Origin of the sequence: Pseudoalteromonas sp. BMB (assembly GCF_001709235.1) — a bacterium.
Classification (GTDB): domain Bacteria; phylum Pseudomonadota; class Gammaproteobacteria; order Enterobacterales; family Alteromonadaceae; genus Pseudoalteromonas; species Pseudoalteromonas maricaloris.
Genome location: NZ_MBQA01000177.1, coordinates 33,810 through 46,855, shown reverse-complemented (window position 1 = coordinate 46,855; position 13,046 = coordinate 33,810). Strand labels below are relative to the sequence as shown.

Genomic DNA, 13,046 nt, shown 5'->3' with positions numbered 1-13,046 from the left:
GCGATGAAGTTAAAGTTGAGTGTAATTATCTCTGCTCTGGTGTTTCAAAGCGCTTGTATAGCGGCGCAAAGCCCCGAGTTAATCTATGTCGCGAAAGAAGCGCGAACCTTGTACGATCGCGATCTTTATCTTTACGAATTACTAGAAAAGGCGCTGGCGGCTGCTAAGTACTCAGCTCAAATTGAACACATCAAAATCCACCCTCATCAACAGCGCACGCTAATGGCACTAAGCCGAGGTAAGGTTGATTTACATTGGTCGATGACCAGCCCTGCTCGTGAGCAAATTGCTATTCCTATTAAGGTCCCCTTGTATGATGGACTTATTGGTAAACGTGTGCTGATTGTTCATAAAGATATTTATCCAGCCATAAAAGCAGTTCGGTCACTTAACGAATTAAAGCGTTTTACCGCAGTTCAGGGGCACGATTGGCCTGATACCAAAATTCTAAGCTATAACGGCCTTAAGGTCAGACCGATTTCTGATTATCAAACTATGTTTAATTTGATTGCGGATAAGAAAGCGGATTACTTTCCGCGCTCGGTGATTGAGGCAAATTCAGAGTTAATCGCACAAAATAACGAGAACCTCATGATCGTACCTGATTTTCATCTATCGTATTCAACCGCATTTTATTTCTTTGTGAATAAGGACAAACCGGCTTTAGCAACAGCCTTGAAAGAGGGACTTGCCAAACTTCAAGCGTCTGGCGAGTTACAAATTTTAAAACAAAAGTATGGTCTTAACAAGCAACTTGAAAGTGAGAGTATCGAGCTAGTCAACCCTTACTTTTGAGTTGATTATCTCTTTTTCCTCAGGCTTGGAAGTGCATAATCATACGCTTCTTTGTAAGTAACGGCGGCTAAAATTAATAAAATTAGGCAGTTTGCGCTGTATATCAGGTAACCGCTAACATCAAAACTGTAGAAGAAAAATGTCAGGTTCACACCCTTTGCATTTCTAAAGTAATTTTCAACTAGTGCAGCAAAGCTCATACATACGCTAAATATTGCTAACCAAGGCATTATTGCATCAGCAAAGGTATAGCGGGTTTTGAATTTAGGAAATAACTTTTTCGTCAATTCGACACGATATGTAAGAGGGAATACGATCATTAAGTCGATTAAAAAGTGTGCTCCAAAAATGAGAGTATTTTGAAGTAACCTCTGATCTTTAGACGATTCTAAACTGATGAGGCCGGAGGAAAACACCGCTGTTTCTAGGGTAAACGGTACAATGGCAAGAAGAGATAAAGCGCATATATTGATGTCTTTTAATCGAGCCCCCAAAATAAAGACCGTTAAAACGATTAACAGGTAAATGAGATAGAAATGAAACCTAATATCGTACAGAACAAGGAGACCTACTGCCACAATGGCGTATGGAATGAGTAAGTCTCCTAATGAAAAGTTTTTCTTCATAGGTGAGTGCTAATCTTTTTTGCTAGCTTCATTTTTTGCTGTTGGCGTTTCGCTCTTTGCGGCTTTAGGATCGTTTGGCTCGTAAATATTACCACCAGAAACCTTTTTGCATTCTTTCAAATTTAGCTTTTGCATTATCATAGTCCTTATTGAACTCACTTGAATTCCAAGTGATCAAATAGTATTGGGTTTATCTTTTATTGTGATTATCACAACTTCAGGAGGGCCGTGCCAGACTACTCAACCGACACTCCCGACAGGTACAAACTTAACACCAAATAAACACAAGGTGAATGAAAAATTAAAGAAAATTTTCAAATAATAGTTTAGATATATTTACACTATTCTAATGGTATGAAAAGTAAAGATAAAATTAGTTTTTTACACCTTAAATTTAGCCATCTCAAGCTCCAGATTTCCGGATAATGATTTAATCGTATCTGTCGCTTTATGCGCTTTTTCTGAGACGCTAGCCGTTTGCGATGCGGTATCAGAAATAATAACAACACGTTTGGCTGTATCTTCACCTGCATCCAATTGCTCTTTGGCTGCTTGAGCTATTTGATGACTCATCTGTGATATAGATTTTAAAGAGTCGGCGACTTGCACAAGCGCTTGGGATGCTTTAGATGACATACTCACCGTCTTTTCACTTGTTGCAATACTCAAGCTTACCGAAGCCTTCGCATCTTGAGTCGCACTTTGCAGTTTAGTGATCATGGTACGGATCTCTTCTGTACTGCTTTGAGTGCGCTGAGCAAGCTGTCTGACCTCGTCCGCTACGACAGCAAAGCCTCGTCCTTGCTCTCCAGCTCGTGCTGCCTCTATCGCAGCATTGAGAGCCAGTAAATTGGTTTGCTCGGCGATAGATTGGATTACGGTAAGTACATTGGCGATATTAGATACTTCTTCATCTAGCACTTGAATGTTATTACCAGCGCTGTCAATTTGTTGCTCTAATAATGCAATTTCAGTCGCTGCCTGAGCAGTCAGTTTGTCGGCTGCATTACCTTGCTTTTCAGCCTCTTGAACTGAATCTGCAGCTTGCTCGGCATGTTCGACTACGGTTTGTGCTGATGCTGTGAGTTCGGTAATTGCTGAAGCCACCATTTGAGTTTCTGCATTTAAACTACGAGTTAGATTCTCGAGTTCTACTGATCGTACCTCGCTGTCTGATGTTTGGTTTTGTAGCGCCTTGGTTGCTTCCTTAAGTCCTTCAACTACACCTCTTAGTCCGCCTTGCATATAGGCCATAGCTGCGAGAATACTATAATCTTGACAGTCAGCAGTATTGATTGGTGTAGTCAGGTTTCCTCTTGAAACATGCTTCACGATTTCGAGCACATCATTGATTTCCGCACCAAGTTTGTTATTCAAAGACAGGCCAAACCGCGCAAGTGCGGTGGTTAATGCAACGGCAACCACTAAAGAAAGTGCAACTAACCAGATTGCGGTGTCCCAATAGCGCTCGTTCACTTCTTTATAACTAATACCAGTGCCGACATACCAGCCAAATCCTGGGGTTTTTTGAACCACTGAGGTCAGGTCGACAACTTCTCCATCTCGTAATGAGGTCCAATTGTAGGTAATAATCCGATCAAATTGGTTACCGACTAAGCGCTTTACCATGCTGCCTATGCTTTTGCCGTCAGCATCCTCAAAGTCATTAAAGCTGGTGTTATGTAGTTGGGGGTCATGAGGTGTCGCTACGAAATCCATTTTATCATTAACAACATACACATACTCAGAGTCATGGTATTTATTTTCTCGTAAAACCTGAATTGCCATCTCTTTTGCTTGTTGCTCAGTCAGTTTTCCTTGTTCTGCAAAGCGCTCAAACTGTTTAACAATATTAACGGTGCTTTTCATTAATTGGTTGATACGCGCAATATTATCGCTTTCACTGGCGTGGCGCAGAGCTTGAAGACCTACAAAGGCAACGGCAAGTAATGAAACAAATATTGCGGCGGCAAAGGTAATTATTTTTGCTTTTAATGTGAAACTAGAAAACACAGGATCGCCCCCTAAAAATACTCTCATTACATGATTTAGCATGTTTAGGGGGAGTTTGTAAGTAGGTTAATGTCCTACGAGGGTTATTTTGAGATGATATTTACTCATACTACCTAAGGGCGAAGACTAATTTGCATTAATTATGCTTATTTCTTCATCAGTTAACGGGCGATATTCTCCCTCAGCAAGGGTTGGATCAAGTTCGATTCCTGCAATGTTTTCTCTATGAAGTTCAACTACTTGGTTGCCAACAGCGGCAAGCATGCGTTTGACTTGATGATATTTTCCTTCGCAAATGGATAAGCGTAGTGCAAATTTATCAATAAGCTCCGCTTTTGCTGGCAAGGTCGCTTGTCTTTCACCGTGTAACTCAACGCCTTGCTCAAGCTGTGTTAGCGCCTCTTCAGTGAGTTCATCGCGACTTTCTAGTACATAAGTTTTAAACTTTTGTTTTTTCGGCGAGGTGATTTGATGAGACCAATCACCATCGTTAGTGAGCAGAACCAAACCTGTCGTATCGATGTCCAGCCTACCTGCAACATGAAAATCTTTTAAGTTAGGTTCTTCGATTAAATCGAATACTGTTGGGTGTAATTCATCACTATTTGCACACACATAACCTTGTGGTTTGTTTAGCATATAGTAGCGTAAACCCAAATACTCTAGGCGTTTGCCATCGAAAGTAATGTGGTCTGCTGGGGTGACTTGGATATCGCCTTTTTTGACGACATTGCCATTAACGGTAACTAGACCTTTTTTAATATTAATTTTGACCTTGCTGCGCGGCATCTCTGCAACGTGGCTCAAAAATTTCTCCAATCTACATGGAAATTTCATAGCTAAATAACTCGAATAATAAATTAGTTTTTGCGGTAAATATCGGATAATAAATCATAGCAATGGACACTGAGAGCAAAATGCTCCCCGACCTTTGCGAGCAAAAGCTTTAGAGCACCTTCCGTGAGCATTTGTTTTTGCTCTAATGTTCTACCAGCCATCATATGGATCTGTAGGTGAATAAATCCTTGTTTGCCATCACCTAACTGAAAATGCTCAAAAGCAACAGCACGGGTTTTGACGGAAGTTGGATCAAACAAGCCACTGGCACAGGCAAATTGCTGCACCTGTGATACTAATGCCTCGGTTTCAATTGGCAAATTAGCTGAGTGTTCGAGAATAAAGTGTGGCATGTGAAACTCCATGTTTTTGCATTAGGCTCAGAGTTTATGCTATTTATCAGGGGTTATTCCAGAAAAGAGTGAATTATTAGCATGCTGTCCTTATTTAAAGTCTCACCTTTGCTTAGCGATGAAGAAACTCAATGGTTAATTGATACCTTTGTCTGGGCATTTGAGCATTTTGATGGCGAGTACTTTTTAAATGAAACGCAGATCATTACTCCGACTCCCAGTTGTTTTCCTGAGCCGGTATCCAGTATTGAAGAGATGGCGGCAGTGGTTTTCTCCCGAGTAAAGTCCTATGCGGGATTACAACAGTGGCCAATCACTTTGGTTGCGCCTGAACGCATGCTCGCGTCGACCAGCATGACTAAGTTAAACATTGCAGGGCGTTGGCGCGGTGAGCAAGCGGTCATCGCTGAAGCGGCTGCGCCTATTTTGATTTCTTATAATCCCAATCAAATAAATCAGCCTCAAGATCTGATCGCCAGTTATGCCGGTGTCATGGCAAAAGTTTTAATTTTACAGCGTGGCGTGTTACCTCCAGGTGGGGAAGCGCAATTAGACGCGGCTTGTGATGTGCTGGCGAGCTTTTTTGGCTTTGGGGTCATGGTGTCTAATACCGTATATCACTTTAGGGGAGGATGTGGTTCTTGCTACAACCAATATGCCAACCGAAAAGCTGCACTGACGGAGCAGCAGAGTGTTTTTGTGCATGCCCTAGTATGCCATTTTAAAGGGGTGAAAGATGGTCATAAGCATCTTAAGTCACACCTTGTGAGTCAGTATAAAAAGGCGAAAAAGCAAATTAATACCTTAATGGATAACTCAGAGCGAGGTGATTTACTGGCCTTACAGGAGCATGCACATGCTCGTTTATCTTGATGAGTTTATCTTAATTGCGCTGGCACATTTTTTTGCTGTCGCAAGTCCCGGTCCTGATTTTGCGATAGTGCTTAAACAAAGTGTACAGCAGGGTAGAGCAAACGCCCTTTGGACAAGTTTTGGGGTTGGCCTTGGTATTTTAGTACATGTCAGTTATTGCTTATTGGGGGTTGCGTTACTGCTATCTCAATCTGAAACCTTGTTCACAGCAGTAAAATACTTAGCCGCGCTTTACCTCGCTTACCTTGGTGTTCAAGCGTTGCGGTATGCAAAACCCAATTCAGAGCAAGAAAATATCACTGAACACGCTGTTACTGAGTCTAATTGGACTGCGTTAAAACGAGGTTTTTTAGTCAACGCCTTAAATCCTAAAGCAACGCTGTTTTTCTTATCGCTTTTTACCTTAGTGATTGAGCCAACCACACCAAGCAGTGTGCAGTTGTTTTACGGTGTTTATATGGCGTTGGCTACCTGGGCTTGGTTTTCATTTTTATCTTTAGTTTTATCAAAAACAAGGGTAAGGCAATTTTTTCGTCGTGCAGGACATTGGTTTGATCGCGGGATCGGTGTGATCATGTTACTGCTTGCAGTAAGATTGGTGATCTAATGTGTGACAAAAACATTATTAACTTTAGTTTTGGTTCAAATATGTCGACCGCACGTCTGCTTGCTCGCTTACCACAAGCGAAGCTACTTGGAGTGGGGAAATTGCATGGTTATCGGCTGACTTTTGATATGTTGAGCACCGATGGTTCAGCCAAGTGCAGTATTACGCCGAGCACTAAAGCAAATAGCCATGTTTATGGCGTTTTGTATGCGTTGGATGAGCAAGAAAAGGCGCGTTTGGACGACATTGAAGGGGAGCGCTACAGCTGTCATTGTTTGCCTGTTGAAAGGCAAGATGGCGGTATGGTGGACGCCTGGTGCTATATTGCTAACACCTTTGTGGAACATCAATTACCTTTCGATTGGTACGTACATCATGTGTTGGCCGGGGCAAAGGAGCATCAGTTTCCGACCAGCTATTTACAGGCAATTTCGGCGCAATCACACGTTACAGATAATAATAGTGACAGACAACAACAAGAATTAGCCATCTATCAATGTGATATTACGAAGTTAAATCTCAAAGCTTGACTGGTAACATCATGATTGGTTGTGGCAAAAAACCAAGGAAAAATAATGAAAATAAAACAATGGCTATTAACCTCAGGCCTAGTTGCTGCAAGTTTTCTTAGTGCGCAGGCAAGCGCGGCAGTAAACCAACAGGATGTTGAAGCTGCGGTAAAAAGTGCAATGGCAAAGTTTAATATTCCAGGTTTGGCAATTGGTATCGTAGAAGATGGTAAGGTTGTGATGACCAAGGGCTTCGGAGTGACGCATTTAAATAAGCCAGCCAAGGTCAATGCGGATACCTTGTTTGGTATTGCATCTAACACCAAAGCATTTACGGCAGCAGCGCTGGCGATGTTGATAGATCAAGGCAAACTGAGTTGGGATGACAAAGTCACCAAACACATTCCAGAATTTAAGCTTTACGATAGTTATGTAACTCAAGAGATGACGATCCGCGATTTATTAAGTCATCGAAGTGGGTTGGGCCTCGGGGCAGGTGACCTTATGATCTGGCCTGATACTGATAAAACCATGACTGAATTGCTGGCAGGTATTTCACATCTCAAACCGGATTCAAGTTTCCGCAGCCATTACGCTTATAACAATTTGATGTTTGTTGTTGCAGGAGAAGTCGTAAGCCGAGTCAGTGGCAAAGATTGGCGCGATTTTGTTGAGCAGGAAATGTTTACCAAGCTAGATATGGATGACTCAAAGGCTGGATTCTCTCGGATCCCGGCTAACAATAGTAATTGGGCGACTGGCCATATTCCGATGGATGGCAAACTTACGCCGTTCTTTGTTAACTACCTAGAAGATTTCCGTGGTGCTGGCGCCATTGCGTCTAACGTGGATGACATGACCAAGTGGTTGCAAACTCAGCTTGAAGGTGGTCGCTTACCTTCTGGCGAGCAGCTATTTAGCCAAGAGCAACAAGTGCAAATGTGGCACCCACACATTACGCGTATTCCCGCAGCAAAAGCCGCAGAAGTATACCACCAGCAGTTTAGAGGGTACGGCCTTGGCTGGGCGGTAGAAGACTACTTTGGTTATAAAAAGGTAGGTCACGGCGGTGGGATTTTAGGTATGGTGTCACAAGTGGCGATGATCCCAGAGAAAAAATTGGGTGTGGTGGTCTTATCAAACCAGCAAAAATACCCTGCACTTTCCGCGATTATCAATGAAGTGTTTGAAGATGCGCTTGGTCTAGAAGATAAAGACTGGGTGCAGATCATCGCCGATGATTACTTTAAGGCGCAACAAGAAAAATATGCTAAAGCTGGGATAATCGAAGTTGCAAAACCACAACCTGCTTTACCATTAAACAACTACACAGGGACACTAACTAGCGCTTGGTATGGCGATGTGGTGGTGGAAAAGCTTGGTAAGGAACTGCGCATTGATTTTACGCATACGAAGCGCCTAAAGGGGAAACTTGAGCACCTAACCGGTAACACCTTTGTGGTACGTTGGGATGAGCCATTACTTGAAGCAGATGCTTACATCAATTTTGTGATGGATAAATCTCAACGGGTTGAGTCTGCTGCAATGGAATTTGTTAATCCGGAAATAACCGACTTTAGTTTCGATTTTCATAACTTGGATTTAAAGGCGAAAGAAATCCAGCATTAGGATATACCAAAGTATCAAAGCCACAACTATGTGGCTTTGATATAGTGAAAGGATAACTACTTAAATCAACCACGTCGCAAACTAACATAGGATGTATATTCGTTATGCGTACTGCAATTATTACTCATCCATATTGCCGCAAGCATAAAATGACCGAGGAACATCCTGAGTGTCCTGCGAGGTTAGATGCGATATCAGACCGGTTGCTAGCGTCTGGACTTGATATCGCCATTGAACACAAAACGGCGCTGAAAGCCGATACCTCACACTATGCATTGGTTCATGATCAAGCCATGATCAAAGAAGTAATGGAGAAAATCCCTAATGAAGGGTTAACCGAGTTAGACGGCGACACTTGGCTTTGTCCTGATTCTATGAAAGCGATTGAACGCGCTGTCGGCGCAGGAATACTTGCGGTGGACGAAGTGGTTGCAGGTAAACTTGATGCTGCATTTTGTTCTGTTAGACCTCCTGGGCATCACGCCAATCAAAGTACTTCATCGGGATTTTGTGTCTTTAATAATGTTGCCATTGCCGCCGCTTATGCCAAGACAAAGGGCGTAGAGCGGGTAGCTATATTGGACATCGATGTACATCATGGTAATGGCACACAAGATATTTTCAAAGACGATCATAGCGTGTTACTTTGCTCTTTGTTTCAACACCCTTTTTATCCAAATACCGCAATTGAGAATCATCAAACACTTATCAATTCTCCTTTGAGTGCGGGAGCGGATGGTACAGACTTAAAAGCCTTGGTGGAGCAACAATGGTTACCTAAGCTGCAATCATTTAAACCTCAGCTCATTTTTATCAGCGCAGGGTTTGATGGTCATTTAGAAGATGATATGGGTGGACTCAAGTTTGTTGAACAAGATTACCAGTGGTTTACTGAGCAAGTGGTTGAGTTTGCAAACTCATCGGACTGTTTGGGGATTATTTCTTACTTAGAAGGGGGTTATGATCTTTCTTCTTTAGGCCGCAGCGCCGTGACACATATCAAAGCGCTGGTTGAAGCCGGTTAGGTTAGACTTAATAAATCAAAAGCCTGCTGAGTATTTCTCAGTTGGATTTTGCTCACACAACACTGGCCTTCGTCAACGAGATATTGTTGCACTAATTCGGTTAAATATTTCAAATCAATACCTTGTACGGGCGCACCGTGTGCGTTGCTGCAGCAATCGTTTGGGTATACTAGAATTAACCGTTTGAGTGACGCATCATCGAGCAGATGCGTTGCATCTCTAAGTGCTTTTTCATCTTCGATAAACTCTATACTTTGGTCTAATACCAGCAATAAAGGATAGGTTTTTATCGCCATAATTTGTTCTTGGTCAAGTTATCAAAAGTGTCGCCCAGTATACTTCAAATTGGAATAATATTGCGAGAGTGTGCTTATGGTTGGTGATTCACGTCAGTTACAGATCAAAGAAGTATTTACCAATAGCTTGTTATGTTGCGATGAGCAAACCAGTCTATATGATGCGGTTGCGCAAATGCGAGCGAGCAGAGTGAGCTCGATCTTTATTACCCGTGCCGATGACATTATTGGTATCTGGACTGAGTCGGATTGCGTTAAGCTCAACTTTAACGATCCTGACTTTGCCCAGGTGCCGATCCGAGAAGTGATGACTACACCGGTGCAAAAAATTCAAATTGATAAAACCTTGAGTGAGGCGACGGTCAAGTTCCACCAACTAGGGATCCGTCACTTACTCGTGGTGGACTCGGATAATCTGCCTTGTGGTGTGGTCTCTTTATCCGATATTGTGCGCAGCCAAGGGCTCGACCATTATTTGCATTTTAGACCAATTGAGCAGCACTTTGACTCGAGCATTGTGATTTTAGACAGTGAAGACTGCGTCTCTGATGTTATCAATAATATGCGTGAGCTTAAGCTTACCGCTGTGCTGGTGTATAACCGTGAATTAAACGAGTATGGCATTATTACTCAGCGAGATATTGCGTATATTATTCTCAACCCTGATTGGCGTCAGCCTTGCTGGCAATTAGCCAGCTATCCGATGCTCTCCATGACGCCAAAAGACAGCCTATTCGATGCTTACCGGCTGATGACGGTAAACTCCATTCGTCATTTGGTAGTGACTTCCCCAGACTTGCAACAAGTGATAGGGCTATTGGCGCTCAAAAATGTCCTGACTGAAATTGAAACTGCGTATTGTAGCGAGCTGGAAAAAGTCCTAGTACAACGTGATATTGCACTGCAAAAATCGGAGAAGAATCTTTATCTAGCTAACCGCATCATTGATGCTTCTCTCGATGGCATTATGATCACCAAAAGTTCAGGTGAAATAATCCAGATCAACCCAGCGTTTAGTGCGCTTACCGGCTACAAAGATTACGAAGTACTAGGGAAAAACCCAAGCATATTGAGCTCAGGGCTACATGATGAATGCTATTATCAGAGCATGTGGCAAACGCTGAGAGAAACAGGTGTGTGGCAGGGCGAGATCTGTAATCGTAAAAAGAGCGGTGAGATTTATGTTGAATGGCTTACGATAATTGAGATCAGAGAGCCGTACAGTGACGACATGCTCTACGCAGCCATTTTTAGTGACATTACGGAGCGTAAAAATGCTGAAGAAAAAATTGCTCGCTTAGCCTATTTTGATGAATTGACTGGGCTGCCTAATCGCCGCTTATTTTACGACAGACTCTCTATGGCATTGGCATCAGCGCACCGCTACAAGCAAAAACTCAGTGTGATGTTTATAGATTTAGACCGCTTTAAGGAAGTGAATGACTCTCTTGGTCACAGCGCCGGAGATGAGTTATTGGTACAGGTTAGCGAGCGGATAAAGTCTATTCTAAACGAAGGTGACACCTTAGCGCGACTTGGTGGCGATGAATTTGTTGTGCTACTGAGCGAAGTGAATGGCATGTCGGAGGTCATTGAGTTTGCTGACCAAATGTTGATGGCACTATCGAACCCCTTTCAACTTGGTGATATGCAGGTGGCAGCGACGGCCTCGATGGGGGCTGCTATTTATCCCGAAGATGGTCATGACACGGAAACATTGCTTAAACACGCCGATGTTGCTATGTATCGCTCCAAAGAAGTAGGGCGCAACTCTTTTCAGTTATTCGAAGCTTCGATGAATGCACGTTCATTTGAGCGTTTATCCATGTTAAGTCGTTTTCAGAATGCCTTGGAAAATGACGAGTTTGAACTGCATTTTCAGCCATTGCAATGTTTAACCAGCAGTCGCATTTCCAGTGTTGAGTGTTTGCTAAGATGGCGTGACCCAAATCTTGGGATGATCTCGCCGGCCCAATTTATTCCACTTGCTGAGGAACTTGGGCTTATTATTCGCTTAGATCAGTGGGTAATAGATAAAGCCTGTCAGCACTTGGCTAAATGGCAACGCGCAGGTGTGGATATTAGGCGCTTGGCGATTAATATCTCGGCGTCACATGTCACTCAAGGCGATCTTTATCAATGTGTTGCGCAGGCATTAAAGAAGCACAACGTCGACGGCAAGTATCTTGAGCTTGAGCTTACTGAAAATAGCTTTATCGGTAATCTGCTTGAGGCTAAGTACACCTTGAAAAAACTCAAGGAGCTGGGGGTAAAACTGGCGATTGATGACTTTGGTACCGGGTATTCTGCGCTCAGTTACTTGGCTAAACTGCCCATCGATATCCTAAAAATAGATGCTAGTTTTATTGCTAAAGTGCCCGATGAATATGGCAACAGCGAAATTGTTTCGGCAATTGTAGCGATGGCTAAGGCGCTCAACCTGCAAGTTGTAGCTGAGGGCGTAGAAAAGCCTGTACAGAAACGTTACTTGCGCAAGCTTGGTTGTCATACAATCCAAGGTTACGTCTTCTGTAAGCCACTTACAGAAGACGATTGGCATGCATTTTATTCGTCAGAGAAGGTAATTTCGTAAGAAGTAAACTTACGAATATTGATCACGCCATTATCAAAAATAAGGTATTGGCCTTTGATCCCTTCAAGCACACCTGATACTACAGGGTCTTTATCAAAGTTAAACGAGCTGATTTTACTCGGGTGCTGCTCTACAGGGAAAGTGAGATCAACCACTTCCTCGTCCAGCACTTCAATGGCGGTTGCACCAAAGAGTTCAGCAAGTTCGTCGAGCTTTGCTTGGATCTCGGGAATAAGCTTAGCGGCTTCTGCTTTGAGGTCTATTTCAGGATTGATGCCTTTGAGCATATTGCGCCAGTTAGTCTTATCGGCAATAAACTGAGCCAGTGCCACTTCCACTAATCCTGACTGGTGACGGGTCTGCACCTTAAAAATCGGCAGTGCTTGCGTTGCGCCTTGATCTATCCAACGTGTTGGGATCTGCGTATGACGAGTGATCCCAACTTTAAGACCTGAGGTATTGGCCAAGTACACATAGTGCGGGATCATACAGTTCTCTTCTCCCCATTGGGGTTCACGACAGGTACCTTGATCATAGTGGCAGGTCTCTGGCTTCATAATGCACATGTCGCAGCTAGCGAGCTTTTTCATACACACGAAACAGTGGCCTTGCGAATAGCTCTTTTTGGTTTTTTTACCACAGCTACTGCAAAATATATTGCCGGTGAAAGTAAGAGTAATTGGTTTACCAAAGTAATCGCTGAGCGATACTAAGTTATCACCCACGGGTAATTGATATTGAATAGGTTCAACAAGCGCTGACTTTAACTTGCTGAGTGTACCTTGTACTTGCATCTTTGCCCCTAAAAATGCTCATAAAAGGGTAGGATACCATTACAAACTTAGAAACGCAGTGTGTAAAAATGAAAAAGGCCAGCGTCGGGCTGGCCT

General features: G+C 43.0%; 14 protein-coding genes. 7 read left to right on the top strand and 7 right to left on the bottom strand.

Annotated features, from left to right (window positions below; genetic code table 11):
* The first annotated feature begins 3 nt into the window (after positions 1-3).
* The gene (locus BB427_RS15860; protein WP_069021832.1) at positions 4-795 is read left to right on the top strand and encodes a substrate-binding periplasmic protein; all 792 of its coding nucleotides are present in this window, start codon (positions 4-6) and stop codon (positions 793-795) included.
* A 5-nt stretch (positions 796-800) separates the two neighbouring features.
* Here BB427_RS15860 and BB427_RS15855 read toward each other — a convergent pair whose 3' ends face one another.
* The 5 genes from BB427_RS15855 to BB427_RS15840 form a co-directional block, all read right to left on the bottom strand.
* On the bottom strand, positions 801-1,421 hold the full coding sequence (locus tag BB427_RS15855) for a hypothetical protein (protein ID WP_236596530.1): 621 nt from the start codon (positions 1,419-1,421) through the stop codon (positions 801-803).
* A gap of 9 nt (positions 1,422-1,430) precedes the next feature.
* Complete coding sequence (locus BB427_RS24805; RefSeq protein ID WP_019647436.1) at positions 1,431-1,556, bottom strand: hypothetical protein; 126 nt, start codon at positions 1,554-1,556, stop codon at positions 1,431-1,433.
* Positions 1,557-1,802: 246 nt separating this feature from the next.
* The gene (locus BB427_RS15850; RefSeq protein ID WP_254663654.1) at positions 1,803-3,461 is read right to left on the bottom strand and encodes a methyl-accepting chemotaxis protein; all 1,659 of its coding nucleotides are present in this window, start codon (positions 3,459-3,461) and stop codon (positions 1,803-1,805) included.
* Positions 3,462-3,560: 99 nt separating this feature from the next.
* Positions 3,561-4,271, bottom strand: a complete 711-nt coding sequence (gene rsuA, locus BB427_RS15845) for a 16S rRNA pseudouridine(516) synthase RsuA (RefSeq protein WP_045990377.1) — start codon at positions 4,269-4,271, stop codon at positions 3,561-3,563.
* A 23-nt stretch (positions 4,272-4,294) separates the two neighbouring features.
* Positions 4,295-4,624, bottom strand: a complete 330-nt coding sequence (locus BB427_RS15840; protein ID WP_017218460.1) for a 5-carboxymethyl-2-hydroxymuconate Delta-isomerase — start codon at positions 4,622-4,624, stop codon at positions 4,295-4,297.
* Positions 4,625-4,705: 81 nt separating this feature from the next.
* On the opposite strand from BB427_RS15840, the gene BB427_RS15835 reads away from it, so the two are divergent.
* From BB427_RS15835 to BB427_RS15815, 5 genes are all read left to right on the top strand, one after another.
* Positions 4,706-5,497: a hypothetical protein gene (locus tag BB427_RS15835; protein ID WP_069021830.1), complete on the top strand. Its 792-nt coding sequence runs from the start codon at positions 4,706-4,708 to the stop codon at positions 5,495-5,497.
* Positions 5,481-6,104, top strand: coding sequence for a LysE family transporter (locus BB427_RS15830; protein ID WP_039492721.1), 624 nt, complete (start codon positions 5,481-5,483; stop codon positions 6,102-6,104). Before BB427_RS15835 ends, BB427_RS15830 begins: the two co-directional genes overlap by 17 nt.
* Positions 6,104-6,634: a gamma-glutamylcyclotransferase family protein gene (locus tag BB427_RS15825; protein ID WP_039492719.1), complete on the top strand. Its 531-nt coding sequence runs from the start codon at positions 6,104-6,106 to the stop codon at positions 6,632-6,634. Before BB427_RS15830 ends, BB427_RS15825 begins: the two co-directional genes overlap by 1 nt.
* A 45-nt stretch (positions 6,635-6,679) precedes the next feature.
* Positions 6,680-8,242: a serine hydrolase gene (locus BB427_RS15820; RefSeq protein ID WP_069021828.1), complete on the top strand. Its 1,563-nt coding sequence runs from the start codon at positions 6,680-6,682 to the stop codon at positions 8,240-8,242.
* 104 nt (positions 8,243-8,346) lie between these two features.
* Positions 8,347-9,267: a histone deacetylase family protein gene (locus BB427_RS15815; protein ID WP_069021826.1), complete on the top strand. Its 921-nt coding sequence runs from the start codon at positions 8,347-8,349 to the stop codon at positions 9,265-9,267.
* On the opposite strand, the gene BB427_RS15810 is transcribed toward BB427_RS15815, so the two are convergent.
* Positions 9,264-9,563 (bottom strand): DUF4144 family protein, encoded by a 300-nt coding sequence (locus tag BB427_RS15810; RefSeq protein ID WP_069021824.1) that lies wholly within the window; start codon positions 9,561-9,563, stop codon positions 9,264-9,266. The two genes, BB427_RS15815 and BB427_RS15810, sit on opposite strands and share 4 nt — an antisense overlap.
* Positions 9,564-9,639: 76 nt before the next feature.
* Here BB427_RS15810 and BB427_RS15805 point away from each other — a divergent pair, with 76 nt between their 5' ends.
* Positions 9,640-12,156, top strand: a complete 2,517-nt coding sequence (locus BB427_RS15805) for an EAL domain-containing protein (protein WP_069021822.1) — start codon at positions 9,640-9,642, stop codon at positions 12,154-12,156.
* Here BB427_RS15805 and BB427_RS15800 read toward each other — a convergent pair.
* A complete protein-coding gene (locus tag BB427_RS15800; RefSeq protein WP_069021820.1) occupies positions 12,129-12,950 on the bottom strand; it encodes a DUF2797 domain-containing protein in 822 nt (273 codons plus the stop codon). The two genes, BB427_RS15805 and BB427_RS15800, sit on opposite strands and share 28 nt — an antisense overlap.
* Positions 12,951-13,046 lie beyond the last annotated feature (96 nt).

What these genes read in the sequence shown, in the direction of transcription:
- BB427_RS15810 (WP_069021824.1), bottom strand. Translation starts at nt 9,563, where the DNA reads ATGGCGATAAAAACCTATCCTTTATTGCTGGTATTAGACCAAAGTATA.
- BB427_RS15830 (WP_039492721.1), top strand. Translation starts at nt 5,481, where the DNA reads ATGCTCGTTTATCTTGATGAGTTTATCTTAATTGCGCTGGCACATTTT.
- BB427_RS15840 (WP_017218460.1), bottom strand. Translation starts at nt 4,624, where the DNA reads ATGCCACACTTTATTCTCGAACACTCAGCTAATTTGCCAATTGAAACC.
- BB427_RS15850 (WP_254663654.1), bottom strand. Translation starts at nt 3,461, where the DNA reads ATGAGAGTATTTTTAGGGGGCGATCCTGTGTTTTCTAGTTTCACATTA.
- rsuA (WP_045990377.1), bottom strand. Translation starts at nt 4,271, where the DNA reads ATGAAATTTCCATGTAGATTGGAGAAATTTTTGAGCCACGTTGCAGAG.
- BB427_RS15860 (WP_069021832.1), top strand. Translation starts at nt 4, where the DNA reads ATGAAGTTAAAGTTGAGTGTAATTATCTCTGCTCTGGTGTTTCAAAGC.
- BB427_RS15825 (WP_039492719.1), top strand. Translation starts at nt 6,104, where the DNA reads ATGTGTGACAAAAACATTATTAACTTTAGTTTTGGTTCAAATATGTCG.
- BB427_RS15800 (WP_069021820.1), bottom strand. Translation starts at nt 12,950, where the DNA reads ATGCAAGTACAAGGTACACTCAGCAAGTTAAAGTCAGCGCTTGTTGAA.
- BB427_RS15855 (WP_236596530.1), bottom strand. Translation starts at nt 1,421, where the DNA reads ATGAAGAAAAACTTTTCATTAGGAGACTTACTCATTCCATACGCCATT.
- BB427_RS15835 (WP_069021830.1), top strand. Translation starts at nt 4,706, where the DNA reads ATGCTGTCCTTATTTAAAGTCTCACCTTTGCTTAGCGATGAAGAAACT.
- BB427_RS15805 (WP_069021822.1), top strand. Translation starts at nt 9,640, where the DNA reads ATGGTTGGTGATTCACGTCAGTTACAGATCAAAGAAGTATTTACCAAT.
- BB427_RS15815 (WP_069021826.1), top strand. Translation starts at nt 8,347, where the DNA reads ATGCGTACTGCAATTATTACTCATCCATATTGCCGCAAGCATAAAATG.
- BB427_RS24805 (WP_019647436.1), bottom strand. Translation starts at nt 1,556, where the DNA reads ATGCAAAAGCTAAATTTGAAAGAATGCAAAAAGGTTTCTGGTGGTAAT.
- BB427_RS15820 (WP_069021828.1), top strand. Translation starts at nt 6,680, where the DNA reads ATGAAAATAAAACAATGGCTATTAACCTCAGGCCTAGTTGCTGCAAGT.